This is a genomic window from Sagittula sp. NFXS13 (genome assembly GCF_040148795.1).
Taxonomy (GTDB): Bacteria; Pseudomonadota; Alphaproteobacteria; order Rhodobacterales; family Rhodobacteraceae; genus Sagittula; species Sagittula marina.
Window position 1 is genome coordinate 1 of the sequence record NZ_JAGEMH010000007.1, and the last position, 26,491, is coordinate 26,491.

Genomic DNA, 26,491 nt, shown 5'->3' on the forward strand with positions numbered 1-26,491 from the left:
TCGGCCCCATCGCCTCGCCGGATCTGATCCAGTGGGCGCCGGGCCTGCCGAAAACCCGCTCCGGCAAGATCATGCGCCGCATCCTGCGCAAGATCGCCGAAAACGACTACGGCGCGCTCGGCGACACATCCACCCTCGCAGAACCACAGGTGGTCGATGACCTCATCGAAAACCGCATGAACCGGGGCGAATGAGTCGATATAATCGTTGGTAAACAAGCAATGGTGCCTCTCTTCCACTGAGTTGGGCGCCATTGCACACCCCCCCATGCGGGTGTCAGCTTTTTAGCTGGTAAGGCTGAATGGTCAGCTCGCCGATCCTGTAATCGTATAAAATGGCTAGCCTGTGACCACGCCCTCTGGCCCGCCGGTCCCCTGTCTCGCTGGCAATCCGATTTGACCCTGAGATCATCCGGGCGGCCTCGGCAATACGTCGGCGCGGCAATCCAGACATGCCTTTCGATAAAGCCCTCCCGCGCCCTTCGGTCTGTTTCGCAGGCACTTAAACGCTGACCGGACAAGGTCCCCTATCCCGCTGTCGTCACAGAGATCACACCGGGCACCCGACGACCCGAAACATTTAGCGCGACCCCTTGTGACTGCCATTTCACAAAGCCCGTTAACGACCGCAGGGTATCCTCGCGCATTGTTTCCAAGAGCATCACGGTTTTAGGTGTTGCTAATCAAGGGATGTGAAAGTCCTTCCATTTTGACCGGTCCCGCTGCGAAGATGTTCTCTATATGTTAGAGTAGTCCGGTGGGGCTAACTGAACGCAGCGGTGGGGCAAGCTGGACGGAGCACTGAAATGCAACTTGAAGGCCTCTCTTATCAGAGTGCGCCACTGGCCACGGGGCATCCCCTCAGCCTGCCGGGCGCACCGGACACCACCCGCTCGGTGACAAAGGTTCAACCCATTCTCGACGCCCGCAGGCCCGAGACTCAGTTGGGAAACGCCACATCCCCCTCTGGCTTTTGGCGTGCGGCGCAGAACAAGCCCGACCCGACGACGCACAACCCACCGCCATCAATCATGCAAATCAAGATCTCGCAGATGTTGCAGGACCAAATCGTCGGTGAGGCCAACCCCCCCGAGAAAGAAGACAGCACCCAGTCATTGGTTGACAGCAAGGTGCTTGCAGATGCGATCCCTGCCACGGGCGTGGCCTTGGCAGAAAACCGGGGCACAAACGCCTTTGCCAACAACAGCGATCAGACCAAAAGCGCGGAGGACGCCATGGCCTCCACCAACGCGGCGGATGGCGTGACCGCAGCTGGCCCCAGTCCGGTGGCTGGGCCGACCGCAACGCCCTTCAACCGCCCGCCCAAAACCAACCAGAACCAGACGAACCCGCTGGCTGCCACCCGCGCCGCGCCCACACCGGAACGCGCGCCCATGAACATGCCCGTGCGCGCGGCCCCCGCGCCGCAAACGCAGCCCTCCCCGACCATGTCTCAGGCGCCCGCCGCTTATCAGGAAGCCGCCAGCATCTCGCGCAACGATATCTTGAGCACCTTGCCGTTGCTGTTTTTCGGCAGTGATTCAACCATCAGGTAGGCCTCTGGACGCTTGAACCGTGCGATCCGCTCAAGGCCAATAAGCGTTCCAGCTCTCCGCACGCGGCCCGCTGCACCACAAAGGCGACCACATCTTCGCCTCATTCAAGTTCGGGGCGTCCGATCACCAAGACCTCCAGCACGCCAGGAAGAAATTGCAGCACATCCTCAACCTGGCGTGGATAAATGGTACTGCCGCCGGAAATGATAAGGTCTTTCGACCGAACCTTCAGCGTCAGGCAACCGTCCGCGTCCAGCGTTCCCATGTCCCCAGTCCAAAGCCAGCCGTCCCGCAGGGTCTTGGCTGCCGCCACCGGATTTTGCCCATCCCCGGCATACCCAGATCACCGCGCACAAGCCGCCCACTTCGCCACAATGCACCGCTACCGCGCCGACCGCCCAGATCCCGAACAAAGCGACCAGACAATCAGGTTCCCTCAAAAGGAATTCAACGACGCGATCGCCCATCTTGATGCACATGCAATCAGCACGACCGCCCATCGCATGGCGCGCCCCCGAAAACCGGCATAATCCGGGAAAAGCGCCGTTCCATCCTGGAGAGCGCCGCCCTACGGCGAAGCTTCTGCGGCCGGCAACAAGCAGTTCAAAAGGTTCATGCCATCCTCGCTTTTTCCCACCACCAGCCGGATTTTGCCGAATTTAGCCGGATCAGACTGCCATTTGCCCCCGATATCACGGCATGCGGTCGCTTTTCACCGCCCGAAACCTGACCTATAAGCACCACAAGCCGCGCGTTGGCGCTAGCGGCAAGGCTATTTGGCACGAGGACGTTATGAGCAAAAACACCCACGAAGCGGACGTGGCCTTTATCAAGGCTCTGGCAGAGCTTCTGCAAGAGAACGAACTGACCGAGTTGGAGGTCAACCGCGAATACGGCGAAGACGACAGTCTGACCGTCCGGGTGGCACGCACGGCACCGGCCCAAGTGACCTACGCCGCGCAGGCGCCCGCCGCCCCGTCGGCAGCCCCCGCAGCGCAGGCACCAGTCGCGGCCCCCGCCGCAGCTGAAATGCCCGAGGATCCCGCATCGCACCCCGGCGCGGTCACCTCTCCCATGGTCGGCACGGTCTACATGCAGGCGGAACCCGGCGCACCGTCGTTCATTTCCGTGGGCGCACAGATCACCGAAGGCGACACACTGCTGATCGTCGAGGCCATGAAGACGATGAACCACATTCCGGCGCCCCGCTCCGGCACGATCAAGCGCATCCTCGTCGAGGACGGCGCCCCCGTCGAATACGGCGCGCCTCTGGTCATCCTTGAATAAAGGCCCCGGCATGTTTGACAAAATCCTTATCGCCAACCGGGGCGAGATTGCCCTGCGGGTGATCCGTGCCTGCCGCGAGATGGGCATCCCCTCGGTCGCGGTGCACTCCACCGCTGACAGCGATGCCATGCATGTGCGCATGGCGGACGAAACCATCTGCATCGGACCGGCGTCCGGCGCGGAAAGCTATCTGTCCATTCCGGCGATCATCTCTGCCTGTGAAGTCACGGGGGCCACGGCGATTCACCCCGGTTACGGTTTCCTTTCTGAAAACCAGCGCTTTGTGCAGATCGTCGAAGACCACGACATCACCTTCATCGGCCCCTCGGCGCAACATATCGCCATGATGGGGGATAAGATCACCGCCAAGGAGACCGCCAAGGAGCTTGGTATTCCGTGCGTGCCCGGCTCTGCTGGCGGTGTCGCCACGCTTGAAGAGGCCAAACAGATCGGCGCGGACTTCGGCTATCCCGTGATCATCAAGGCCACCGCCGGTGGCGGCGGGCGCGGCATGAAGGTCGCCACCTCCGAGGCCGAGATGGAGCGCGCCTTCCTGACGGCGCGGTCCGAGGCCAAAGCGGCCTTTGGCAACGACGAAGTCTACATCGAGAAGTACCTGCAAAAACCGCGCCACATCGAAATTCAGGTGTTCGGTGACGGTCAGGGCGGCGGCGTGCACCTGGGTGAACGCGATTGCTCCCTCCAGCGGCGCCACCAGAAGGTGTTCGAGGAAGCCCCCGGCCCCTCAATCACCGCGTCAGAGCGTGCGCGCATCGGCAAGATCTGCGCCGATGCCATTGCCCAAATGGGCTACCGTGGCGCGGGCACCGTCGAATTCCTGTACGAGGACGGCGAATTCTACTTCATCGAGATGAACACCCGCCTTCAGGTCGAACACCCGGTCACCGAGGCGATTTTCGGCGTGGACCTTGTCCGCGAGCAAATTCGCGTCGCTGCGGGCGAAAAGCTGTCCTTCACCCAAGATGACCTAAAGATCAACGGCCACGCCATCGAGGTCCGGATCAACGCCGAAAAGCTCCCGGAATTTCGCCCCTCTCCGGGCACGATTTCGCACTTCCACGCGCCCGGCGGCCTTGGCGTCCGCATGGACTCCGCGCTTTACGACGGCTACCGGATCCCGCCCTACTACGACAGCTTGATCGCCAAGCTGATCGTCCACGGCCGCGACCGACCAGAGGCACTGGCGCGCCTGAATCGCGCCCTGGGAGAGCTGATCGTGGATGGCGTCGACACCACTGTGCCGCTTTTCCATGCGCTCTTGCAGGAGAAAGACATCCACACCGGCGAATACAATATTCACTGGCTGGAGAAATGGCTCGAATCAGGTCCTTTGTCTTAAGAATCAATTTGATCGGAGCGAGGTGCGCTCCGATCAAATGACGCCACGGCAATTCAATCAGTTTCCAATATTTCTAAAATTCGAAATTGAAAAGTTCCTCGTATTTGACTGATGAATCCGGCCCATTGCGCGGTAATGCGCCTAACAACTGTGCTGGATCAACAGCAACAAGGCGCTATTATAAGTCACAGGCGCGAATTGCTGTCATTCGTATTGACAGACACCGCGCCTAGACTGTTATACGACCCTTAGGACCACTTAAACAAAGGTGCATTGAAATGAAATTCGCAAAGATCGCAGCCGTTGCTCTGCTGGCAGCAGCCCCCTTCGCCGCATCTGCTCAGGAAGCAGATCCGTTCGTCTCCACACAGCTGTCCGCCATCCCGGCGCTGGCTATCATCGGTGGCGTTGCCGTCGTCGTCGCAGTTGCAGCGGCTGAGTCCAAGTCGGACTCCTCGACTGGCACAAACGACTGATTACGTGCATGATTGGCTCACGCCAATTGATATTAAAGGCGACGAGGCGAAAGCCTCGTCGTTTTTGTTTTGTCTGATCTGACATGAACACAAGCGTTTGCGGATCCACCGTTGAGCTAGTAGGCCTTGCGCGAACAGCTAAGCTGGCCCAAGACTGCGGATCATGACCGTCACGCCTGAACTTCTTCTCCATGCTTATCGGTCTGGTATCTTTCCGATGGCGGAACGCCGCGATGATCCGGAAATCTTTTGGGTCGATCCGCGCCGCCGGGGGATCATTCCGCTGGACGGTTTCCATCTCTCCCGCAGCTTGGCCAAACGCCTGCGCCGCGCAGATTACAGCGTCACCCTGAACTGCGCCTTCACCGAGGTTATCGAAGGCTGCGCAGATCGGCCGGAGACATGGATCAACGCCGAAATCCTGTCTCTGTACGCTGAACTTCACGCCCTGGGCTATGCGCATTCGCTCGAAGTCTGGCAGGAGGATCGCCTCGTCGGCGGAATCTATGGTGTTTCCGTCGGCAGCGCATTCTGCGGAGAAAGCATGTTCTCACGCATCACAGATGGCTCGAAAATCGCCCTGTCGTGGCTTGTCGCGCACCTGCGTTCCTGCGGCTTCACGCTGTTCGACACGCAGTTCCTGACGCCGCATCTGGCCTCTCTGGGCGGTCGAGAGATCACGAGAGCCGACTACCGCGCTCAACTGTCCGAAGCCATAGACACGGACCCGCAGCCGATCACACGCCCCCTGCCCGCCGACGCCAATGATGTGGTGCATCTGCTCCGAGGTACGAGGCGCGTTTAAGCCACGCTCATGTTGTGCAGCGCAGAACCCAAACGTCGTAACGCGCGTGGTCCAGCGGGTTCAGGGCCGGCGACCCCGCGATCATCCACCCGTCAAAGACCGGCTGAGCGACGCCAGCTTCGCGAATTGTCAGGTAGGCATAGGCGTTCCCCGTGGGATCACCTGCCGGATAACGGCATTCGCGAAGATTGACCTCCATCAGACCAATCACTTCCATCCCGCCATTAGGAAGGGTGAAGTCCGCAACTTTGGCGTTGAGCTTATCCAGACCACGCAGCACAGCACCGGTGCCCGGATTGACCGCTTCCTGGGCGGACACTGCGACAGGCAGGCAAAGCGCCAGAATACTGAGAAACCGCTTCATTCGTTGCTGCCTCCGACATATTTCAAAAGAAGGGAAAGAAGGCTGACCGACCCTTGCGTGTCCAGAATCTCATCCCCTTCGGCAAAGAAGAACGGTGAGCCACCGGGTGAAATCTCGACATAGTTGCCGCCCAACAGCCCCTCTGACGCGATCACGATGGCGCTGTCGTCAGGGATCTGCACAGCGTCCGACACCGTCACCACGGTATCCGCCCGATATGTCTGCGGGTTGAGTTGAATATCCGTGACGGTTCCAACCTTGACCCCGCCAAGACGCACATCGGTACCGACGCTCACGCCCTCAATCGACCGAAAGGACGCGGTCAGGTCGTAGCCATCGCGTGCCAGCGAGAACCCGGTGCTCTGCACAGTATAGATGCCGAAGGCCAGCGCACCCGCCAGGACAACGCCACCCAGCGCCACCTCGCCAGCGGATTGAGTCATTCGGGCGACCATGCCTCGTAATCGGACCGTTCGACGGGCAGCGGGCTTCGGATCGATCCCGGCGGCGCATAGGCCAACGCGGTGCCGGTCAGATTTTCCTGATGCGGTTTTTCCCACGCCCTATGGGTCAAAGGCCGGTCCCCCGGCTTTTCGTCAAAGGTGTGGTGCAGCCAGCCGTGCCAGTCAGGGGACACGCGCGAAGCTTCGGATTCACCGTTGAAGATGACCCAACGCCGGCCTTCGCTGCTTTGGTAAAAGGCATTGCCCTGCTCATCTTCACCAACTTTGGTGCCGTGACGCTTCGTCCAGAGAAGCGTGTTGAGCGTGGCGCCATTCCACCAAGTGACGGCGCGCAGAAGGGTTTTGACAATGCCCATGGACGACTCCTTCAGGTTTCCCTGCCTGTATGGCGAATCTCGCCCGGCCCGTCCAGTGGTCGGAACGCCGCAAATCACCCTCATCACGCGATTTTTCGCCAAAGTCGCTGCAGTTCGTCAACCCTGTCTGGATTGCAGCCGCCCCTTGCCAAGCTTCCCGGACAAGTTGGCTCCCGGTCATCATCGCCTCAACCTGTTTCCCGAGCAAAACGCGGTAAAACCGACACCCGCCCCGTCAAACCGGATACGGACACTTTGAAAACATAGCGGGATAGGGAAATATCTCCCGCAAAAGACCCAAGCCGTGTATGCACTAGACAAAAGAAGCCATGCCCCATGACCGATAGGCCAGCAAAGATGAAAGATCAGGCTGTCGCAGCTCTGTGCAAGGGCGTGCGGGTTCCCTTTTCCCCGTTTTTGAACGACATGCGCGTCAAACGCATGAAAGAAGCCCGCTACGAAGGCACGGAGATCGCCGGCGCCCTGTCCATCGTCCGAGAAGGGGACCGCGTGCTCGAAATGGGCACAGGGCTGGGCGTGGTGGGGGCAGTGATCGCACGCAACGCGAAACCAGACGCTGTTTTGTCCTTTGAGGCCAATCCGAGTCTCATCCCGCATATCAAAGAGCTCTACGCGCTCAATCATCTCACCGACCGCATGGAAGTGCGCAACCAAATCGTTCTGACCGGGCCGGACCAGCCCAGCACCGTGACCTTCCATTTGCGCAGCACATACCTCGCATCCTCGCTGATCAAGAGTGACAACCGCAAAACCACCCCCGTCGATATTCCGACAGTGAATTTTGCCAAGCTGGTCCGCGACTTCAGGCCGGATGTGCTGGTGATCGACATCGAAGGCGGCGAGCTCGATTTTCTGAGGCATGCAGATCTCAGCACCATACGCGCCATGGTGATCGAGTTTCATCCCGACCACTACGGGCGCGAGGGGGCTGTGCAGTGCAAGGACATCCTGCGGGCGGCAGGCTTTCAAAAGAACAGCGACGTCTCGACACGCTTCGTCTGGACCTGTGAGCGGCGCGACTTCGGCGCGGTGCCGCCAGATCCCGACAGTGGCTGGTCCCGCGAAATTGTCGCTCTCAAGGATGCCTTCGTCGTCCCCCCGACCGAGAGGAAGCATGTCCAGACCACCGGCGTTTTGACCGCGGATGGAACGTCTGTGGCGCATGGCAATTTGTGGCGTAGCATACGGCTTCTCACCGTTGCCCCTTTCCGGCCTGCGGAAAAAGAGACCACAATCCTGCCGGGCAAATGGCTGTGGGGCGGCACCTTATGGCGCTACTTCCCTCACTTCGTGACAGAAAGCATCACGCGGCTTTGGGCCCTCGCACAACTCGATCAAAGCGACTTCAGCGGGATCATTTTCGTTCCCAAGAACCCCAATGTCGAGGGGCCGCCTCCGTCCTTTCAACGCGCCTTCCTTGATCTGCTCGGCTGCACCCTGGACATCCACGAGGCCCGCAGTCCCCTGATTGTCGAAAACCTTGTCGTGCCGGGCCAGGGGTTTGGATTGGGCGAGATAAGCCAAGGCACACCGGAATACCGTGCTGTCATGGCCGAAAAATTCGCCTCGACCGTCAAACCGCATGGGCCCGAAAAGCTATACATCAGCCGCTCGCAACTTGGCCCTGCACGGGGCGCGCTGCTCGGGGAGGACCGTCTGGAAATCGCTTTGCAGGCGGAGGGCTACGAGGTTTTCCATCCCCAACAGCATTCTCTGGAGGTTCAGATCGCCCGCTATCGCGCCGCAAAAAAGGTGATCGCGGCCGAAGGATCCGCGCTGCACCTTTACGCCTTCGTCGGCAAAGCGGAAACCGACGTGGCCGTCCTGTTGCGCCGCGAATCTGCAGCCACCGGTCATATCGCGACCCATATCGAAAGCTTCACCGGAGCAAAGCCGCTGTTGGTCAATCGGCTGCTGCGGATGTGGCAACGTCTGGACACCCCCCGCAAACGCCTCTGGATCGGAGAGCCGGACTTTGCCGCCACGCAGCGCGACCTGATTGCTGGCGGTTTCATTTCAGATGGCCCCGCATGGGAGCAACCAGCGCAGGCGGACCTGCAATCGGCGCTCGGCGCGCAATACAAATTGGTCACCGATACGCCGAGGGACTGACCTTACGCGAGGCAGGTCAGTTCGATTTCGATCCGGTATTTAGGGTCGATCAAGTTGCATTCCACCATGGTGGCGGCGGGCGGGTTGTCACCGAACGCCTCGGTGAGGATCGGCCAGCACGCCTCGAACTCCGCCGCGTCCGGCAGGTAATAATTGACGCGCACCGCTTTATCAAAGCTGCTCCCGGCCTCTTCGAGGGCCGTGCGGATCACGTCCAGCGCGGCCCGACATTGGTCCTGCACCGTATCCCCCTGCCCGACAGTCCCTGCCACGTGGACAAATCCCCCGGCCACGACAGCGCGGCAATAGCCGATCTTGGCCTCAAATGGGCTACCAGTGTGAATGCGCTTGATGGTCATTTGTTGTCTCCTTGACCTGATATGCTTGAGCCTTACCCACGAAAAAGGGCGGGGAAAACCCCGCCCTGTTGTCCGGTCAGAAAAGCTCCGTCAGGCGGACGCTTCTTCCTTCTTTTGGTCGCCATAGATCATCAGCGGTTTGGCGTCGGTGCCGACGGCCTCTTCGTTGACGACAATCTCCGTCACTTCATCCATGCCGGGCAGTTCGAACATCGTATCCAACAGGATGCCTTCAAGGATGGAGCGCAGACCACGTGCACCGGTCTTCCGTTCGATCGCTTTCTTGGCGATGGACGACAAAGCGTCATCGGTGAAGGTCAGGTCGGTATCTTCCATCTCGAACAGGCGCTGGTACTGCTTGACCAGAGCGTTCTTCGGCTGGGTCAGAATGGTGATCAGAGCGTCCTCATCCAGATCTTCCAGCGTCGCCACGACAGGCAGACGGCCGACGAATTCCGGGATCAGACCAAATTTCAGCAGGTCTTCAGGCTCGAGCTCCTGGAATGTCTCGCCAATGCCCTGCTCGCTGTCATCGCGCACATCGGCACCAAAGCCCATGGCCGATCCCTTGCCGCGTTGCTTGATGATCCGATCCAGACCCGCAAATGCGCCACCACAGATGAACAGAATGTTGGTGGTGTCCACTTGCAGGAATTCCTGCTGCGGATGTTTGCGCCCGCCCTGCGGCGGAACCGAGGCCACGGTCCCCTCCATCAGCTTGAGCAGAGCCTGCTGAACACCCTCGCCTGACACGTCGCGGGTAATGGACGGGTTCTCCGACTTACGGGTGATCTTGTCCACTTCGTCGATGTACACGATGCCGCGCTGCGCACGTTCAACGTTGTATTCGGACGACTGAAGCAGCTTCAGGATGATGTTCTCCACGTCCTCGCCCACGTAACCGGCTTCGGTCAGTGTGGTCGCGTCGGCCATCGTGAAGGGCACGTCAAGGATACGCGCCAGGGTCTGCGCCAGCAGCGTCTTACCGCAGCCGGTCGGACCGATCAAAAGGATGTTCGATTTCGCCAGCTCAATGTCCGAAGACTTCGCCGCGTGGTTCAAACGTTTGTAGTGATTGTGGACCGCGACAGACAGAACGCGCTTGGCCTTCGCCTGCCCGATCACATAATCGTCAAGGACTTCACAGATCTCGCGCGGCGTCGGCACACCGTCAGCTGATTTCAGCCCGGCGCCCTTCGTTTCCTCGCGGATAATGTCCATGCACAGCTCAACACACTCGTCGCAGATGAACACGGTCGGCCCCGCGATCAGCTTGCGCACCTCGTGCTGACTCTTGCCGCAGAAACTGCAGTAGAGCGTGTTCTTGCTGTCACCACCTGAATTCGTCGCCATGCTCAGCACCTTTCCCGGGTCGCCCGGTTTTCGTCGTCTGCGTGTGCCGCTGCGCGACCGCGTCGGGCGGTCGCAACACACGCTGTGCGCCAGTATTCGGACAGCTTAGGGCACCCACCGGAGCGCCACAATCCGAAAATTGGCCCCATCCCTAACGCGGAGGGGGCCAGACAGATCAACTTTGTTTTTCTTCATCCGGCACACGGTTGGTCACGATCTCGTCAATAAGACCCCAATCCTTGGCCTTCTGGGCATCCATGAAGTTGTCACGCTCCAGCGCGGATTCCACTGCCTCGTAGGTCTGGCCGGTGTGCTTCACGTAAATCTCGTTCAAACGCTTCTTCAGCTTCAGCGTCTCTTCGGCGTGGATCATGATGTCCGTCGCCTGACCCTGATACCCGCCGGAGGGCTGGTGCACCATGATGCGCGAGTTCGGCAGCGAGTAGCGCATGCCCGGCGCGCCGGCGGTCAGCAGCAGCGACCCCATGGACGCCGCCTGACCGATGACCAGCGTGGACACCTTCGGCTTGATGTACTGCATCGTGTCGTAGATCGACAGGCCGGAGGTCACCACACCACCCGGCGAGTTGATGTACATGGATATTTCCTTGGACGGGTTCTCCGCCTCAAGGTGCAGCAGCTGCGCCACGATGAGGGACGACATGCCATCATGCACAGGCCCGTTAAGGAAGATGATGCGTTCCTTCAGCAGGCGGGAGAAAATGTCATAGGCGCGTTCCCCGCGGGAGGTCTGTTCGACCACCATTGGAACGAGGTTCATGTAGGTTTCGATGGGATCTTGCATTCGGTATCTCGCCTGCTGCTGCTTCAAGAAGCGTTACTATATCTTCAGTGTTAATTGAGTCTTAGTATCCGGCCGGAGGGGCTGCAAGGGGCGGCGACGCATCACGATTCCGGCAAAGATCCGCTTGAACTTGTGCCTGCCGGGTCTAGCATACTGTTTATGAACGATCATCCCATTGAACCGACTCGCTCCGCCGGCCTTGAAGCTTTGCGGCGTTTTGTACCCCTCGCCGGGAAAACTTATGCAGAGCAGAGGGGATTTGATCGGGGCGCGGGGCACCACGGCGCTGTGTCGGGCCTGTCGCCCTATATCAGCCAAAGGTTGATAACCGAAGAAGAGGTGCTGCGCGCCGTCATGGCCGCGCATTCTCCCGATGCCGCCAGCCGCTTCATCTCCGAAGTGTTCTGGCGCACCTACTGGAAAGGCTGGCTGGAAAGGCGTCCGGCCGTCTGGACCTCCTATCAGGCAGACCTGTTGCGCGCCTGGGACGACCTGCAAACCCAGGACGGGCTGCGCCAGCGTTGGGAGGATGCCTGCAAGGGCGATACCGGCATCGCCTGCTTCGATCATTGGGCGCAGGAACTGGCCCAAACTGGCTACCTGCACAATCACGCCCGCATGTGGTTCGCCTCGATCTGGATCTTCACCCTCGGCCTGCCGTGGCAGTTGGGCGCGGACTTCTTCTTGCGGCATCTGCTCGACGGCGATCCCGCCTCGAACACCTTGTCATGGCGCTGGGTCGCGGGGTTGCAAACGCGCGGCAAGACCTACCTTGCGGAGCCGGACAATATCGCCAGATACACCGAAGGCCGCTTCACCCCGAAAGAGGGCGAACTTGCGACAGAAGCCCCGGCTGTCGAGGGCTTTGAAAACCCGTCTCCAACGGACGCGCCAATACCGGAAGACATTGATTTCGCGCGCCCTTCTGCTCTGCTTTTGCACAAGGATGATCTGTCGCCAGACTGGCTTTTGCAGGCGGGGTTGCGACCTGTGGTGACGGTGATGCTGCCCCCTTCCGAACGCATGACCCCGTTGGCCATGTCCGACAAGGTTCAGAGCTTTCGCAGCGGCGCCCTGCTGGACGCAACCACGCGGTTGGGCGACCAGTTGGGCGAGGTGATCCCCTGCGCGCCGGGACAGGCGGTCTCTGCCGCGCTGGCCGCGGGAGCGGAGCAGATCGTAACGCCCTACGCCACAGTCGGTCCCGTGGCGGAAAACCTCGCGCTGATGGAGGGGTTGCCGGTGCGCCGCGCGTTACGCGCCTACGACGCCCGCGCATGGCCGCACGCCACCAAGGGGTTCTTCAAGTTCAAGGACCACATCCCGTCTCTGCTGGGCGCAATTCGCGGTCTCGAATCCGTCTAAGCGCCGATTCGCGCCGGATGCGCACAGCTATGAGCCGCGCATTCCACCTCCAGTGTGACGTGGCTCAGCCCGTGCGCGGCATCGAGCCGGGCCTTGATCTCCGTCTTGATGGCGTCGGCCCGGGTCCATTCCCCGGCTGAAATCACCACGTGGGCCTGCAAGGCGCTACGGTGTTCATCAATCTGAAACAGATGTGCGTTATGGATGTTGTCCACGCCTGCAACGCCCTCCGCCGTGCGCAACACCTGCTCCGACGGCAGGCGCGGCGGTGCGCCCAACATCAGAATACGGACCACCTCGCCGATTTCACCAAACGCCATCCAAAGGATATACCCAGAGATCCCAAGCGTCACCGCAGGGTCCACCCACGTCCACCCAAAGATGAGGATCAACGTCCCCGCCAGCATCACGGCCACGGATCCAAGCGCGTCGGCCACATTGTGCAAGAACGCCGCGCGCATGTTCACGCTGTCCTTTGCCATCGCCCATGTCAGCGCGGCTGTCACGAGGTCCACGGCAAGGGCGAAGCCCGCGATGATAACAACCATCCATCCTGCCACGGGTTGAGGCTCGAAAAAGCGCATCACCGCTTCGTAGGCGAGATACAGACCAATCACGATCAGCGTCGTCAGATTGACAAGCGCGGCCACGACCTCTGCCCGGCCATACCCGAAGGTCATGCTGTCGTCGGCAGGCCTGCGCGCGATTCTCCGCGCCCAGACCGCGATCAAAAGGCTCACAGCGTCGGAAAGATTGTGTAGCGCGTCGGCGATCATAGAGAGACTGCCCGACAGCAGGCCGCCAACGACCTGCACGACCGTCAGGCCGACGTTGACCGCGACCGCCCAAGCGACGCGTGTGTCTCCGTCTTCGGCGCTGACGTGGTGATGATGATGGTGTCCATGTGGCATGCCGACAAAAAGCGCCCCCGTTGACAAAAGGTCAAGCCACCCACGGACTTGCCGCCAGACAAAGCGCGGCTGACACCTCCGTCTTCACGATAAGTTCAACAAGCCCCACCCGATCTCGCGCCCGTATCAGCCGGATCCTGTCTCTTTGATGACCGTGTACCAGTTACGCTCTGGGCAGGTTGGCTCATGGCAAAGCTGGTACCCGTAAATTGTCAGCTGACAATTTTCTGTAGCGGCTTGCGCAGGCCCCTCTCTGGCAGCTCAACCAACGTTACACCGGCAGGCGGGATAAGCGGGGGCCTGCATGCGCAAGCCCCTGCTTCGATCCTATCAATCCTGCGCCTGAAGATAGGCAATGACAGCGGCGATGTCGTCGTCCTTGCGCAGTCCGGCAAAGGCCATCTTGGTGCCCTTCACATAGTCGCGTGGCTTGGCAAGGAATGCCGAGAGCGCCTCCACTGTCCAGTTGCCCTCCATCGACGACATGGCGCCGGAGTAGTTGAAGTCCTCGACCCCTGCGATGTCGGCACCGACGACACCGTTGAGCACGGGTCCGGTCCTGTTCGCCGCGCCCTCGCCCACCTGATGGCAGGCCTTGCATTTGCGAAAGACTTTCTCACCGGCGGCCACGAGTTCCGGGTCCGGCGCGGCAGGTGCTTCGGCCGCCACCTCCTGAACCTCGGTGTCCGCCTGCGTGCTCTCCTCCTCGGGCTTTACCGTGGCTGCGTCATTGGAGTGGGTCATCTCCGTCGCGGCCTCTGTGGCGGTGGTGTCGCCTTCCTCCTCCGGGGTGACGTCCAGCACGGTGGCGCGCATGGTGATTTCCACCGTGTCCTTGCAGCCTTCCATGCAAGGCTCCGTCCGCCATGCGGCATACTCGGCCTCGGCCCGGTCATCGACGATGAAGCCGTCGGCGTTTTCCATCTCGACCTGATCCCAGGTGTCGCGCGAGAGCTCGAAGTCGTCTTCGATCATGTCGTTGGAATACAGGATGTAGGCCACGATGGCGTAAACCTCATCGTCGGACAAGCTCTGCGCATTGCCGAAGGGCATGGAGCGGTGCACGTAGTCCCAGACGGTCGACAGGTAGGGCCAGTAGGAGCCAACCGTCTTCAGAGGGTCGGCATCGGCGAGCGTGCCGTCACCGCCTGCGAGCTTCGGCCAATTGCCAACCCCCTCGGCAAAGGAGCCGTGGCAGGCCGCGCAGGTCTCCTCGAACAGCGGCTCACCCTCCATTGCGGTGCCGGAGCCATCGGGCAGACCCGTACCATCGGGCGAGACGTCCACGTTCCAGGCGGCAACCTCCTCGGGGAGCGCCTCGCGGCCCAGGCCAAAGCGCGCACCATCGGTTACTGTGTCCGCATGGGCAGCCCCGATGAACAAGCCCCCGCCCTGATCGGTCGAGCCAGTGGCAGCTGCCTGGGCTGGCGCGTGTGAGCCCGGGAGCTGCGCAGGCGCGGCTGCGAGCACCGGCGGATTGGCCGGGGCGTCCGCCACGTTGCGATCCGCGAACGTATAGGCCGCCATCAAGGTCAGACCAACGCCGAGCGCCGAGCCTGCGTATAGATTAAGAGACTTCGACATTTTCGGCCTCCCCATTGGCTTTCACATGCCAGGTCTGAATGCAGTTATTGTGGTAGATCGAGTTAAGGCCACGCACGGCGCGCAGCTGCGCCTTCGTCGGTTGCACATATCCCGTCTCGTCGATGGCGCGCGACTGCAGCAGCCAGTCTTCGCCCTCCCACGTGGTGTCGAGGTAGAAGCGGGCGAGCGCCTTGTTCGCGCCGTCCTGCGCCAGACGTGCGGTTTGCCAGGTCTTGCCGCCGTCCTTGGACACGTCCACGCGGGTGATCTTGCCGTGACCGGACCACGCCATGCCGGTGATGACCATCGGGCCGGGGCCGTGGGTGATGGGGGCCTGCGGGCTGGGCGAGGTCACAACGGATTTCGCATCCATGACCCAGGTCCATTTGCGCGAGGTGCCGTCGGCCAGCGTATCCGTGTATTTGGAGGTCTCTTCGCGCGATTCGACGGGCTGGTCGGTCACTTCGATCCGGCGCAGCCATTTGACCCACATGTTGCCTTCCCAGCCCGGCACGACGAGGCGCACGGGGTAACCATGTTCCTTGCGCAGCGCCTCGCCATTGGCTTTGAACGCGACCAGCACATCGTCGAGCGCCTTGTCCATCGGGATCGAGCGGCCGTTCGACGATGCATCCGCGCCTTCGACGTAGACCCATTTGTCAGAGAGGTCGCCGGCGAGGTCCAACCCCGCCTCGGCCAGCAGGGTGCGCAGGGGCACGCCGGTGTATTCCATGTTGTGGATCATGCCGTGGGTGAACTGCACGCCGTTCAGCTGTGCCCCCGCCCATTCCATGCCGGTGTTGGCGGCACATTCACAGAAGTAGACGTGCTGTTCGCGTGGGAACCGCTCCAGATCGGCGTAGGTAAAGACCAGCGGCCGGTCGACCAAGCCGTTGATCATCAGACGATAATCGTCCTTCGCCAGTTCGATCGCGCCGGAGTGGTGACGCTCGAACGCACAGCCCGCCGGGGTGATGGTGCCGTCGAGCGCGTGGATCGGCGTGAAGTTGATCGAGGAGATCGTATCAGCGGTCAGCCAGTCGACGTTGCGGCGGATGACATCATCCTCGAACCGGATCGGCATGCCATAAGGCGTGGCGTCCACGCCATCGCCAAGCCCGGTGGCCCAATCCTGCACCTCGGTTATCAGCGGGTCAGGACCGGCGGCGCGCGCACCGGTCGCGGCCACGGCCCCTGCCCCGAGGGCCGCTGCCCCGGACAGGAACTGCCGACGCGAGGCCAGCCCCGGGGATTTTTCGGATGGAGTGTCTGACATGAGTCTATCTCCTCATCAGATCATTTCATTCATCTATGTGAATAAATGGTTGAGAAAATTGGCCCGGACGCGCGATGACGCCGGGCCATGTTGGTTCAGCCGTTGACGACCTCAACGGAGGTGTTCGGGTCGAGCTTGACGGTGCCCTGCTTGCGAATGTGATCTTCGACCACATCCCAGATCATCGGGCCTTCTGTGCCCTCGTTCACGGACGCCCAGCCCGCGACGACATAGGTCTTGACCGGGTCGATGGCCTCGCCGGTTTTGAGCAGCGTCATCTCGGAAATCCGTTCGCCCTGCGGCTTGGTCACGTCGATGCGGTAGCCCATGCCCCCGATGCGCACCATGTCGCCGCCCTGCTGGTAGTAGGGGTCGGGGTTGAAGATGTTGTCGGCCACGTCCTCGAGGATCACCTTGATGAATTCACCCGTCATTTCAGAGCGATAGGCTTCGCCGTAGCTCATGGAGGTGACGTTCCAGATGTCTTCGCGCGTGATGTCGTCACCGGGTATCAGCGACGGCCCCCAACGCACACCGGGCGACATGGCGATGTCGGCGTCCCGCTCGGAGATCAGCGCATTGCAGATCAGATCGTCCCACGTGCCGTTGAAATTGCCGCGTCGATAGAGCAGCTCGTCCGTGGTGCCGATGACCTCCTTGAGCTGCGCCTCGAAGGGCGCGCGCTGGTCGTCGATCAGCTTTGTCATGGCAGCGTCGGGTTCGATCACATCGGAGAAGATCGGGATCAGCTTGTGCCGGAAGCCCATCATGCGGCCATCGCGCACGTCCAGATCCACGCGGGAGACGAATTTACCATTGCTGCCGGAGGCGACGATGATGGTTTCCCCCACCAGAACCGGTTCGGGCAGCGCGTCATGGGTGTGGCCGGAGAGGATGACGTCGATGCCGGTGACGACGGAGGCCATCTTCTTGTCCACGTCAAAGCCATTGTGCGACAGGGCAACGACGAGCTCGGCCCCCTGGGCGCGGACCTCGTCCACCATGGCTTGCATGTTCTCGTCGCGGATGCCGAAGGAGAATTCCGGGAACATCCAGCGCGGGTTGGCGATGGGCAGATAGGGGAAGGCCTGACCGATCACGGCGATCTTTACCCCGCCGCGTTCAAAGAACTTGTACGGCGGGAAGAGGTCCGGCAGCGGTTCATCCCATTCAGCGTCAAAGATGTTCTGACCCAGCGCGGCGAAGGGCAGCCCCTCGACCAGCTCGGTCACGCGGTCGGCGCCAAGGGTGAATTCCCAGTGAAAAGTCATGGCGTCAGGCTTCAGCCCGTTCATGACGTTCACCATGTCCTGCCCTTGGGTGTGGTGGCAGGTGTAGGAGCCGTGCCATGTGTCGCCGCCGTCGAGAAGCAGCGCGTCCGGCCTGTCGGCGCGGATGGAGTTGATCACGGTCGAGACGCGGTCCAGCCCGCCGACCTTGCCGTAGGCCTGCGCCAGAGAGGAGAAATCCCCCGACGACAGCGCGTAATGCGACGGCGAGCCGTCCTCGATGCCGTAGAGCCTGCGGAAGTCGGCGCCGGTCACATGCGGCACCTCCCCCCGGTTGCGACCGACACCGATGTTCACCGATGGCTCGCGGAAGTAGATGGGTTTCAGCTGCGCGTGGATGTCTGTGACGTGGATCAGGCTGACATTGCCGAAGGTGTCGAAGTTCAGCAGTTGATCCTGCGTCAGGCGTTGCTGCGCGGCCAGCCGGGACCAGTTGCCGAAGCCGGAGGCCCCGATCAGCGCGGAGGCCGCCATGGACACTTGCAGGAAATCGCGTCTTGAGATCATGGGGAGGGTCTTTCTCTCATGACACACATGCGCATGTGTGAATGAATTGTAAGCACGAAACCCCGCGCATCCTTGGACACGCGGGGCGACGGGATCTTAGTTGCGGACAGAGGGGCCTTCGACCGAGAGGCCGTTGCCGCGCGATTTCACATACAGCTCCAGAGCGACAAATTCGTCGGACCCGGGCGAGAAGGTTTCCGCACGGGTGTCACGAATGCAACCCTTGAACCGCGACTGCACACCGTTGAGCTTGGCGTTCTTCAGGCGGTAGGTCGGGAAGCCGTTGATCTGGCCCTGGCTGAGGTGGTCGGCACGGATGTAGTTGCCGAAGTTTTCCTCGTGGCAGTTCGCGCAGGACAGTTCGAGTTGGCCGTAACGGGTGTAATACATCTCCTTGCCCTGCTCGTAGTAGGGCGCGGCGTCACCGTCGATGGCCACCTGAACCGGCGTGCCACGACCGACGGAGGCGATGAGCGCTTCCATGTTCACGGCAGCGCTGGAGTCGTATTTCCATGGGTCGGCGCCCATGCGCTCGGTGCGGCACTCGTTCATCTGCATCTGAACGGTTTGCAGCTCACCGGCGTCGCTGTCGTACTTGGGGTAGGTCGCGGTGACCATCGCCATGTTGTCCTCGGGCGCGCCATGACAATCGGCACAGGACTTGCCCTCGGAGCCCGCGGCGGTGTTCCACTGGTCGATGGCCTGATCGACAAAGATCATGCCCTGGTTTTCAAAATCATCGGTTTCGAGCTGCTGCGTCTCGTCCGCACGAAAATGCCAGCCAGAGATCACCTGATCCAACGCGCCGTCGAGGTGCGCCGGGGCGTCTGCCTTGGTGGTCATTTCGATCTCGCCATTGATGACGAGGACATCGTCATCGGCCCCACCGGCAAAAGCGGCGGGGGCGAGCAGCAGTGCGGCTATGGCCGTCATTGCCTTGAATTTCATTGTCATTTCCCTCCCTGAAGGCGCGCCCTGCCCCGCTCGCGCAGCGGGGCAGAGAGAACCGATTAGCCGATGGCGACCGACTTGGTCTCTTCGTAGACAGAGCCATCGTCGTCGTACCAGGTGAACTTCAGATCACCGGCTTCGGGGATCTTGGCTTCGAATTCGAAGTAAGGGTTGGTCGAGATCGCCGGCTCCATCTTCACGTCGATGATGTTCTCGCCGTTGAAGTCGCAGGTGAAGCGATTGATGATCGACCGGGGGATCGTATTGCCGTCGCTGTCCTTGCGCTGGCCTGATTCCATCGGGTGAGAAATCAGGGTCTTCAGCGTGACAACTTCGCCAGCTGCGGCCGTTTTCGGGGCCTTGACGCGGGGCTTAACACCGTCTGCCATGTTCTATTCTCCTGATAAACTGTTTAGCCGCCGCAGCCGCCGATGGTGACCTTTACGGTCTTGGACGCGCGGGCGAAGGATCCGTCCGCAAGCTTTGCAATGGCGATCACGTCCTGCGTTCCGGCAAGCCGGATGCGGGTCGATGCCGAGTGCGAGCCTGCGAGCGGGCCGAAGTTGAAGGTTGCAACCGGCGGGGTCGGGTTGCCGGAGGCCAGCACCATGATGGCCGAGGCGCCCTCGGCCGAAACGGAAATCGGAACGGTGTTGCCGTTCTCGGCGATTTCCGGGGCCGTGAAGTCGATGCCGGTGTCGGCAATATCTGCCCCACCGGTGAATTCTGCGATCAGTTCGTCCGTTGTGGCCGCATAGGCCCGCAGCGGCAGGACTGTCATCAGCGCGGCGCCAGCACCCAGTGCCAGCGTTTCACGACGCGTGAAATCCATGCTCAGTTCTCCTTAATCAGTAGATCGCTGGACGCGATCAGGGTCGTTTGATCGCGCTGGCGATCATTGCTCTTTGAGGGTCAGCAGGAAGGCGACAACGTCCTCGACCTGCTGTGCCGTCAGGATCGGTGGCAAATCGCCTTCCGCGGCCTTTCCGGTGTAGCCATTGCCAGGACGAATGTAGCCGTTCGTCTTGTAGAACGCCGGCATGACCGTGCCTTCGAAGGACATCTTGGCGTTGGCGACGATGCCGCGAAGTTCCTCTTCGGAGCGGGACTCGCCCGTCCAGGTCAGTTCCGGCCCGACTTCGCCCTGAAAGGGCACATCGGTTAGTTGCGCGACCGCGTGACACGACACGCAGTTGCCCATGGATTTTGTCGAGAACACGACCTGACCATTGGCGGCATCGCCCGGCATCCCGCTGAGGGACGTGGCTACCGCACCGGTTTCGCCGTATTGAACGTCTGTGGGGGCTACCGCGCCGCTATGGCTTTCGGCGTGTGCCACTCCCGCCACCAGCGTCACCGCTGCTGCAATTGCTGTAAGCCTCATGTTCCCTCCCTAGGCTTGCGCGCCCATGCAAAGGCTGACCTCTGCACTGGCTTGTCTCTACCGTAGGCCACCACCGCTGCTTCACGCAACAACAAATTCACGGATATGAATTTTTGGAGCTTTCAGACAAAAGTCGTAACCGTCAATCGTTCCTTATCGGACCATGCCGTACGCGCAAGGCTGCGCGCCAGACATTAACAATATCATAATGTTCGCACGGGCGGACAGGCTTTGGTTCAGGATTGTCAGGTTCCGGGAACGCACAAACCCGATGTTTCGGCTTTTGATGCACCGCTCGGCGGGCCGGTGGGCAACCAAAGGCTGAACCGCTGGTCATACCCGCGACCAATGGTGGAAAACGAGCGGCGCGTTTTAGGCGCCGCCCCGTCGGTCACGATTCGGGAGGATGTCAGTCGGTGGCCCCGTCGGACCGTTCCTGGATGCGCCGCGCGTGATAGCGCTGGAAGTCCTCGCCGGTTTCGTCGACCGTGTCGTAGCGCTTTTCGGCGACCCAGGTGAACATATCCAGCGTTGTGCCCTTGCCAAAGGCGCCGGGCATGACGGCCACGGCGGCCTCTGCCGCGCTGGTGTTTTCGGGCGCTTCTTCCGGCAGGAAGATGATGCTGGGCGTGAACAGCACCCGCCATTTGCGCGCGGCCTGCTTCTCTGTCAGCGCCTCGCCGTCAAGGTCGGTCACCTCGGTCGAACCATGCAGGTTCATCTGCACGACGAAGTAGTTATCCGCGATGTAGTCAGAGACCTCCGGATCAGAGAAGACCTCCTCGTGCATCTGAGTGCAGTAGATACAGCCGCGCTGCTCAAAGAAGATCACCAGCCGCTTGCCCTCGGCATTGGCTTCTTCGAGGTCTTCGCTCAGATCCTTGAAGGTGTCGCGCATCCACGGCGTTTTGTGCAGGCCATCATCGCCGATGTCCTGCGCCCAGACGGGCAGCGCCATCAAGATCGCTGCGGCCGTTCCGATCCATGCCTTCATGTCATCCTCCCTCTGCTTTCGTTAACCGATCCGTCCCCAGCTGGGCACCAGACGCAGCATCAGTTCCGCGATATAGTTCACTGTATTCGTCGCGATGAGAACCGCAAAGAGCAACAGCATGACGCCCATGACCTTTTCAACGTAGGCGAGCTTGTCCCGGTGCCGCGCAGACCAGCGCAGGAACGCGCCGGAGAACAGCGCCGCCACCACAAACGGCGCTGTCATGCCAATGCCATAGACCAGCAACAGCGTGCCGCCCTTGGTCACGCTGCCCATCATGGCGATGGCCAGAATGGCAGAGATCGCAGGCCCCGCGCAGGGCGTCCAGCCAAAGCCAAAGGCAAGCCCCATGGCGTAGGCGCCAAGGACGGTCTTGGGGTCCGCCTGACTTTCCATCCGTGCCTCTCGATAGAGGAACGGCACCCGGATAACGCCAAGGAAATGCAGACCGAAGATCGCCAGAACTGCCGCAGCCACGTAGCGCAGGATGTCCATGCTGTCGGCAAAAAGCGCCCCCACCCCTGCGGCGGCCATGCCGATCAAGACAAAGATCGTCGTGACGCCGAGCGAAAAGAAGATCGCCGAGACGATCAACCGTTTCTGCGCGCCGGGGGCAATCCCCTCATCCGCGCGCAGCTCGGACATGGACAGCCCGGCCATGTAACACAGGTAAAACGGCACCATCGGCAGGATGCAGGGCGAGAAAAAACTGAGAAAGCCCATAAAAAGGGCATAGCCGAAAGAGGCATCAACCACGCTGCGCGCCTTTCCTTGAATAATTCATATATTCAGATTATGTTGTCGGTTAAAGCAGAGGTCAATCGGGGCAGGACCGGAGTGGCAAGTTTCTTTTCAACGATCCGGTGTGCGGCGGTGGGGCTTATGGTGTGGGCGCTGCCCGTGGCTGCGTCCGATCTGTCGCTGATCATGGTCGAACAGCCCGGCTGCGCCTATTGCGCCGCGTGGGATGACGAGATCGCGCCCGCCTACGACAAGACGCAAGAAGGCCAGTTTGCCCCATTGCAGCGTGCCGATCTGCGTGCCGGCGCGCCCGAGGGCGTCACATACGACCGCCGTGTCATGTTTACACCGACCTTCATACTTGTGGAGGATGGACAGGAAATCGCCCGCATGGAAGGTTATGTGGGCCAGGATTTCTTTTGGCCGCTGCTTTCCAAACTTCTTGAAACGAACACCGATTTTGTGCCGCAAGAGTGACAAAGAAGAAAAGACATGAACGTGTCCCTACCTGTATTTCATGACGACCTGTCCGAGGAAGAACTGGACAAGATCGCAGACAAGGCGACTGCGGCCTCCGCATTTCTGAAGGCAATCAGCCATGAGGGACGCTTGATGATCCTCTGCCACCTCGTCAGCGGTGAGAAATCCGTGACGGAGCTGGAGGACTTGCTCTCTGCCCGTCAGGCGGCGGTCAGTCAGCAATTGTCACGCCTGCGGCTTGAGGGGCTGGTGGTGCCGCGTCGCGATGGCAAGGCGATCTACTATCGCCTCGCCGACGATCGTCCGCGCAAGATGCTGGAAACCGTATACGAACTGTTCTGCGCCGACGACGCCTGAAGGCCACCGGCAGGGTGCGCGCGAACATATAATCATAATCAAAAACTTGAATTTCAATACCATCCTCCTCATACTCGCTCAGCCACGGCTGGTCTGGAGGAGGGCTTTGTCTTGCTGGACACACTCGGAGAACACAACCTGATGGCGCTGATCGGCCTTGGGAGCGGTCTGCTTCTTGGGCTTGCGGCGCGGCTGGGACGGTTCTGCACGCTCGGCGCGATTGAAGATGCGCTGTACGGCGGATCGGCGGTGCGGCTGCGCATGTGGGGGATTGCCATCGGCCTTGCGGTGATTGGCAGCTTCGCCCTGATGGCCAGCGGCGCGCTTGTGGCGACGCAGACCTATTATCTATCGATTCGCTGGCTTCCGATGGCCTCTATCGTGGGTGGGCTGATGTTCGGCTATGGCATGGCGCTGTCGGGAAACTGCGGCTACGGCGCGATCGCGCGGCTGGGTGGCGGCGATTTGCGCAGTTTTGTCATCGTTCTGGTCATGGGCGTGGCGACGTTCGTGGTGCTGTCCGGCCCCCTTGCTCCGCTGCGCGATTACCTGTTCCCGCAGCGCCTTGTCACCACAGATGTCGCCCCTGGCATCGCGCACCAGTTAGCCGCGATCTCTGGCATACCGGTGACGTGGATCGGCATGTCTGTGGGTGCGTTGATTCTGTTCGGATCCGCCGCCTCGCGCGCGGTCTGGCAGAAGCCGTCGCATGTGGCCTGGGCAGCGGCGGTGGGAATGTCCGTGGTGCTTGCCTGGGCGGGAACGTCCTGGGTGGCGCAAACCGGATTCGAGGCGCTGCCGGTTGTGTCACACAGCTTTGCCGCGCCGCTGGGCGACACGATCCTTTGGTGGATGACCGGCTCCGCGCGGCCCCTGTCCTTTGCCGTGGGCTCGGTGACGGGCGTCTGGACGGGAGCCTTTGTCGGATCGCTGATAAAGGGGCATTTCCGCTGGGAAGCCTGCGAAGACCCGCGCGAGCTGCGCCGCCAGATCTTTGGCGCGGCGCTGATGGGCACCGGCGCGGTGATCGCGCTGGGGTGCTCCATTGGTCAGGGGTTGTCGGCGTTTTCCCTGCTGGCGCTGTCCGGACCCGTGACCTTTGCGGCGATCTTTGCCGGCGCGGCTTTGGGCCTGCGCCAGCTTATCGTGGGGTTCAGCCTGCGAAGCAGGGTCTAGTCGAATTCACGCAGCCGGGCGACGTAGCGCGCCAGCGTATCGATTTCGAGATTGATGCGGTCGCCTTCGGTTGTGTCACCCCAGACGGTGACCTCCTTGGTGTGCGGAATGAAGTTGACGCCGAACCGGCATCCGTTCACCTCGTTCACCGTCAGCGAGGTGCCGTTCAGCGCAACCGACCCCTTGGGCGCGATGTATTTGGCCAGATCCTCGGGCACCTCAAAGGTGACGCGCGTGCTTTCGCCCTCGTCCACCATGGAAACGACCGTCGCCACGCCATCCACATGGCCCGAGACGATATGCCCGCCCAGCTCATCGCCGACCTTCAACGCGCGTTCCAGGTTCACCCGCGTCGCCTGCGCCCAGCTTTGCAGGTTGCTTTTGGACAGGGTCTCCGCACTGATGACAACATCGAACCAATCGGGGCCAAGGTCGACCACGGTGAGGCAGACGCCGTTGCAGGCGATGGATGCCCCCATGTCGATGCCTGATGTATCATAGGAGGTGCCGATCCGTGCATGCAGATCCCCCCGGTTTTCCAAGGACTTGACCTCACCTATATCTGTGATGATTCCCGTGAACATGCGCACTCCTGACCGGTCTGGCGGCGGGCCTTATTTTCGCCGCCATCTATTGCTAGTTTGTCAACAAAGCATTCACACACTGCGTCGAAATGGGCAAGACGACCCCGGCGACCATTGCCATAGACACGGACTTGATTTCACTGTGAGCAACCCACTGACGAGACCAGACATGACGCGATCTACCGGCGATCAACGGGTGTTTCTGTTCCTTCAGGGACCGCACGGCCCGTTTTTTCACCGGCTTGGCACCATGCTGCGCCGGACGGGGGCGGAGGTCTGGCGCGTGGGGTTCAATGCGGGCGACCGGGCATTCTGGTTCAAGCCGTCGAGCTACCTGCCCTATCGCGGCACACAGGACGCCTGGCGCGGATGGTTTATTGATCTCGTACATGAAAAACGCGTCACGGATCTTGTGCTCTACGGCGATGTGCGCCGCATCCACGCAGAAGCCATCGAAGAAGCACGCCGCCGCGGACTGACCGTGCATGTCTTCGAAGAAGGCTACATGCGTCCCTATTGGGTGACCTACGAGCGCGACGGATCAAACGGCAATTCAAAGCTGATGGAAATGTCGGTCACCGATATGCAAAAGGCGCTGGCCCTGTCGGATATGGAGGCCCCGTTGCCCCCGGCGCATTGGGGCGACATGCGTCATCACATCTTTTACGGCGCGCTGTACCATTGGTTCGTAATGTTTCGGAACGGGCAGTATCGCAATTTCCAACCGCATCGCTCGCTGTCTGTGGTGCAGGAATTCATGTTGTACCTCAAACGCTTGACCCTGATGCCGATCAGCTGGATCGACCGGGTGATCGCCACCACGCGCATCCGCATGGGGGGCTTCCCGTATCATCTGTGCCTGATGCAGCTTGAACATGATTCCAGTTTTCAAAAGCACAGCCCCTTCGACACGATGCCAGATTTCGTCGAGCAGGTGATCGCCGGGTTCCGCGACGGTGCACCCGGCCATCATCACCTCGTGTTCAAGGCCCATCCGCTGGAGGATGACCGCGCCGGCATTCGTCACGCCATCCGACAGGCCGCGCGCCGCCACGGTGTATCCGACCGGGTGCACTACGTGCGTGGCGGCAAGCTGGCGCAGCTGTTGAACGACGCGCGCACGGCGGTCACGGTGAACTCCACCGCCGCCCAACAGGTGCTGTGGCGCGGAATTCCACTCAAGGTTTTCGGCGACGCCGTCTATGCCAAGCCGGAATTCGTATCGACCCAGCCGCTGGCGGATTTCTTCGGCACGCCCTTCCGCCCCGACAACAAAGCCTACAAGGACTACCGTCGTTACCTGCTGGAAACCTCGCAACTACCCGGTGGCTTCTACTCCGCCCGTGGTCGGCGGCAATTGCTACGACAGGTTGTGGATCTGATGCTGGCGCCGGAGGACCCGTACGACAGCTTCGCCTCCGGAACCGCGGCTCCTCGGCAACAGTTGCGCGTGGTGCACTGACGCTGATTCGCACGAGTGCTGGATTTTTCTGACATCTGTGGATAGCCTGCAAGAAAAAGACTGAGGCAGAACACAGGTCGAGGAGACCGAGCAGTGAAAAAAACACCAACCCG

Annotated in this window: 30 protein-coding genes; 12 read left to right on the plus strand and 18 right to left on the minus strand. The window is 61.0% G+C overall.

What is annotated here, in order from left to right; translation table 11 throughout:
- Both J4E08_RS14450 and J4E08_RS14455 read left to right on the plus strand, forming a co-directional pair.
- Positions 1-194 (plus strand): hypothetical protein (locus J4E08_RS14450; RefSeq protein ID WP_349539105.1); only part of this gene is annotated, 194 nt, incomplete at its 5' end.
- A 611-nt stretch (positions 195-805) separates the two neighbouring features.
- Positions 806-1,555 (plus strand): hypothetical protein, encoded by a 750-nt coding sequence (locus tag J4E08_RS14455; protein WP_349539106.1) that lies wholly within the window; start codon positions 806-808, stop codon positions 1,553-1,555.
- Between the two features lie 100 nt (positions 1,556-1,655).
- Here the strand turns inward: J4E08_RS14455 and J4E08_RS14460 are convergent, their stop codons facing one another.
- Entirely contained in the window at positions 1,656-1,820 is a 165-nt protein-coding gene (locus J4E08_RS14460) for a hypothetical protein (protein ID WP_349539107.1), read from the minus strand.
- Positions 1,821-2,347: 527 nt separating this feature from the next.
- Here J4E08_RS14460 and accB point away from each other — a divergent pair.
- The 4 genes from accB (at position 2,348) to aat (ending at position 5,483) form a co-directional block, all read left to right on the plus strand.
- Positions 2,348-2,842 (plus strand): acetyl-CoA carboxylase biotin carboxyl carrier protein, encoded by a 495-nt coding sequence (gene accB / locus J4E08_RS14465; RefSeq protein ID WP_349539108.1) that lies wholly within the window; start codon positions 2,348-2,350, stop codon positions 2,840-2,842.
- A gap of 10 nt (positions 2,843-2,852) precedes the next feature.
- On the plus strand, positions 2,853-4,202 hold the full coding sequence (gene accC / locus J4E08_RS14470) for an acetyl-CoA carboxylase biotin carboxylase subunit (protein ID WP_349539109.1): 1,350 nt from the start codon (positions 2,853-2,855) through the stop codon (positions 4,200-4,202).
- A 278-nt stretch (positions 4,203-4,480) separates the two neighbouring features.
- Entirely contained in the window at positions 4,481-4,678 is a 198-nt protein-coding gene (locus tag J4E08_RS14475) for a hypothetical protein (RefSeq protein ID WP_183966235.1), read from the plus strand.
- 163 nt (positions 4,679-4,841) lie between these two features.
- On the plus strand, positions 4,842-5,483 hold the full coding sequence (gene aat, locus J4E08_RS14480) for a leucyl/phenylalanyl-tRNA--protein transferase (protein ID WP_349539110.1): 642 nt from the start codon (positions 4,842-4,844) through the stop codon (positions 5,481-5,483).
- Positions 5,484-5,490: 7 nt separating this feature from the next.
- On the opposite strand, the gene J4E08_RS14485 is transcribed toward aat, so the two are convergent.
- Genes J4E08_RS14485 through J4E08_RS14495 form a run of 3 tightly spaced genes read right to left on the minus strand, consistent with a single transcriptional unit; the run spans position 5,491 to position 6,667 of the window.
- Positions 5,491-5,847: a DUF2155 domain-containing protein gene (locus J4E08_RS14485; RefSeq protein WP_183966233.1), complete on the minus strand. Its 357-nt coding sequence runs from the start codon at positions 5,845-5,847 to the stop codon at positions 5,491-5,493.
- Positions 5,844-6,290, minus strand: a complete 447-nt coding sequence (gene mlaD / locus J4E08_RS14490) for an outer membrane lipid asymmetry maintenance protein MlaD (protein WP_349539111.1) — start codon at positions 6,288-6,290, stop codon at positions 5,844-5,846. Before mlaD ends, J4E08_RS14485 begins: the two co-directional genes overlap by 4 nt.
- Entirely contained in the window at positions 6,287-6,667 is a 381-nt protein-coding gene (locus J4E08_RS14495) for an NADH:ubiquinone oxidoreductase subunit NDUFA12 (RefSeq protein ID WP_349539112.1), read from the minus strand. Before J4E08_RS14495 ends, mlaD begins: the two co-directional genes overlap by 4 nt.
- A gap of 336 nt (positions 6,668-7,003) precedes the next feature.
- Between J4E08_RS14495 and J4E08_RS14500 the strand changes: the two genes are divergently transcribed.
- Positions 7,004-8,800: an FkbM family methyltransferase gene (locus J4E08_RS14500; protein WP_349539113.1), complete on the plus strand. Its 1,797-nt coding sequence runs from the start codon at positions 7,004-7,006 to the stop codon at positions 8,798-8,800.
- A 2-nt stretch (positions 8,801-8,802) separates the two neighbouring features.
- Here the strand turns inward: J4E08_RS14500 and J4E08_RS14505 are convergent, their stop codons facing one another.
- The 3 genes from J4E08_RS14505 to J4E08_RS14515 all read right to left on the minus strand — a co-directional run bounded on the left by J4E08_RS14505 (position 8,803) and on the right by J4E08_RS14515 (position 11,317).
- Complete coding sequence (locus tag J4E08_RS14505; protein ID WP_349539114.1) at positions 8,803-9,159, minus strand: RidA family protein; 357 nt, start codon at positions 9,157-9,159, stop codon at positions 8,803-8,805.
- A 90-nt stretch (positions 9,160-9,249) separates the two neighbouring features.
- The gene (gene clpX, locus J4E08_RS14510; RefSeq protein ID WP_183966228.1) at positions 9,250-10,512 is read right to left on the minus strand and encodes an ATP-dependent Clp protease ATP-binding subunit ClpX; all 1,263 of its coding nucleotides are present in this window, start codon (positions 10,510-10,512) and stop codon (positions 9,250-9,252) included.
- Between the two features lie 175 nt (positions 10,513-10,687).
- The gene (locus J4E08_RS14515) at positions 10,688-11,317 is read right to left on the minus strand and encodes an ATP-dependent Clp protease proteolytic subunit (protein ID WP_183966226.1); all 630 of its coding nucleotides are present in this window, start codon (positions 11,315-11,317) and stop codon (positions 10,688-10,690) included.
- Positions 11,318-11,476: 159 nt separating this feature from the next.
- Here J4E08_RS14515 and J4E08_RS14520 point away from each other — a divergent pair, with 159 nt between their 5' ends.
- Positions 11,477-12,682, plus strand: coding sequence for an FAD-binding domain-containing protein (locus J4E08_RS14520; RefSeq protein ID WP_349539115.1), 1,206 nt, complete (start codon positions 11,477-11,479; stop codon positions 12,680-12,682).
- Here the strand turns inward: J4E08_RS14520 and J4E08_RS14525 are convergent.
- The 10 genes from J4E08_RS14525 to J4E08_RS14570 form a co-directional block, all read right to left on the minus strand.
- Positions 12,679-13,593, minus strand: a complete 915-nt coding sequence (locus J4E08_RS14525) for a cation diffusion facilitator family transporter (RefSeq protein ID WP_349539116.1) — start codon at positions 13,591-13,593, stop codon at positions 12,679-12,681. The genes J4E08_RS14520 and J4E08_RS14525 overlap by 4 nt on opposite strands.
- Before the next feature lie 330 nt (positions 13,594-13,923).
- Entirely contained in the window at positions 13,924-15,177 is a 1,254-nt protein-coding gene (locus tag J4E08_RS14530; RefSeq protein WP_349539117.1) for a c-type cytochrome, read from the minus strand.
- Positions 15,161-16,453 (minus strand): sulfite dehydrogenase, encoded by a 1,293-nt coding sequence (soxC, locus tag J4E08_RS14535; RefSeq protein ID WP_349539118.1) that lies wholly within the window; start codon positions 16,451-16,453, stop codon positions 15,161-15,163. Before soxC ends, J4E08_RS14530 begins: the two co-directional genes overlap by 17 nt.
- Before the next feature lie 95 nt (positions 16,454-16,548).
- On the minus strand, positions 16,549-18,249 hold the full coding sequence (gene soxB, locus J4E08_RS14540; RefSeq protein WP_349539119.1) for a thiosulfohydrolase SoxB: 1,701 nt from the start codon (positions 18,247-18,249) through the stop codon (positions 16,549-16,551).
- A gap of 96 nt (positions 18,250-18,345) precedes the next feature.
- On the minus strand, positions 18,346-19,197 hold the full coding sequence (soxA, locus tag J4E08_RS14545; protein ID WP_349539120.1) for a sulfur oxidation c-type cytochrome SoxA: 852 nt from the start codon (positions 19,195-19,197) through the stop codon (positions 18,346-18,348).
- 62 nt (positions 19,198-19,259) lie between these two features.
- Entirely contained in the window at positions 19,260-19,589 is a 330-nt protein-coding gene (soxZ, locus tag J4E08_RS14550) for a thiosulfate oxidation carrier complex protein SoxZ (protein ID WP_183966212.1), read from the minus strand.
- A 23-nt stretch (positions 19,590-19,612) separates the two neighbouring features.
- Entirely contained in the window at positions 19,613-20,032 is a 420-nt protein-coding gene (soxY, locus tag J4E08_RS14555; protein WP_183966210.1) for a thiosulfate oxidation carrier protein SoxY, read from the minus strand.
- A gap of 63 nt (positions 20,033-20,095) precedes the next feature.
- The gene (gene soxX, locus J4E08_RS14560; protein ID WP_349539121.1) at positions 20,096-20,584 is read right to left on the minus strand and encodes a sulfur oxidation c-type cytochrome SoxX; all 489 of its coding nucleotides are present in this window, start codon (positions 20,582-20,584) and stop codon (positions 20,096-20,098) included.
- A 409-nt stretch (positions 20,585-20,993) separates the two neighbouring features.
- The gene (locus tag J4E08_RS14565; RefSeq protein WP_349539122.1) at positions 20,994-21,578 is read right to left on the minus strand and encodes a thioredoxin family protein; all 585 of its coding nucleotides are present in this window, start codon (positions 21,576-21,578) and stop codon (positions 20,994-20,996) included.
- A gap of 21 nt (positions 21,579-21,599) precedes the next feature.
- Positions 21,600-22,334: a cytochrome c biogenesis CcdA family protein gene (locus tag J4E08_RS14570; RefSeq protein WP_349539123.1), complete on the minus strand. Its 735-nt coding sequence runs from the start codon at positions 22,332-22,334 to the stop codon at positions 21,600-21,602.
- Positions 22,335-22,460: 126 nt separating this feature from the next.
- On the opposite strand from J4E08_RS14570, the gene J4E08_RS14575 reads away from it, so the two are divergent.
- From J4E08_RS14575 to J4E08_RS14585, 3 genes are all read left to right on the plus strand, one after another.
- Positions 22,461-22,796, plus strand: a complete 336-nt coding sequence (locus J4E08_RS14575; RefSeq protein ID WP_349539260.1) for a thioredoxin fold domain-containing protein — start codon at positions 22,461-22,463, stop codon at positions 22,794-22,796.
- A 15-nt stretch (positions 22,797-22,811) separates the two neighbouring features.
- Positions 22,812-23,156: an ArsR/SmtB family transcription factor gene (locus J4E08_RS14580; RefSeq protein WP_349539124.1), complete on the plus strand. Its 345-nt coding sequence runs from the start codon at positions 22,812-22,814 to the stop codon at positions 23,154-23,156.
- A gap of 111 nt (positions 23,157-23,267) precedes the next feature.
- Complete coding sequence (locus tag J4E08_RS14585) at positions 23,268-24,332, plus strand: YeeE/YedE family protein (protein WP_349539125.1); 1,065 nt, start codon at positions 23,268-23,270, stop codon at positions 24,330-24,332.
- Here J4E08_RS14585 and J4E08_RS14590 read toward each other — a convergent pair.
- Positions 24,329-24,916: a riboflavin synthase gene (locus J4E08_RS14590; protein WP_349539126.1), complete on the minus strand. Its 588-nt coding sequence runs from the start codon at positions 24,914-24,916 to the stop codon at positions 24,329-24,331. The genes J4E08_RS14585 and J4E08_RS14590 overlap by 4 nt on opposite strands.
- Positions 24,917-25,085: 169 nt before the next feature.
- Between J4E08_RS14590 and J4E08_RS14595 the strand changes: the two genes are divergently transcribed.
- Positions 25,086-26,378: a capsule polysaccharide biogenesis protein gene (locus J4E08_RS14595; RefSeq protein WP_183966194.1), complete on the plus strand. Its 1,293-nt coding sequence runs from the start codon at positions 25,086-25,088 to the stop codon at positions 26,376-26,378.
- Positions 26,379-26,491: the final 113 nt, after the last annotated feature.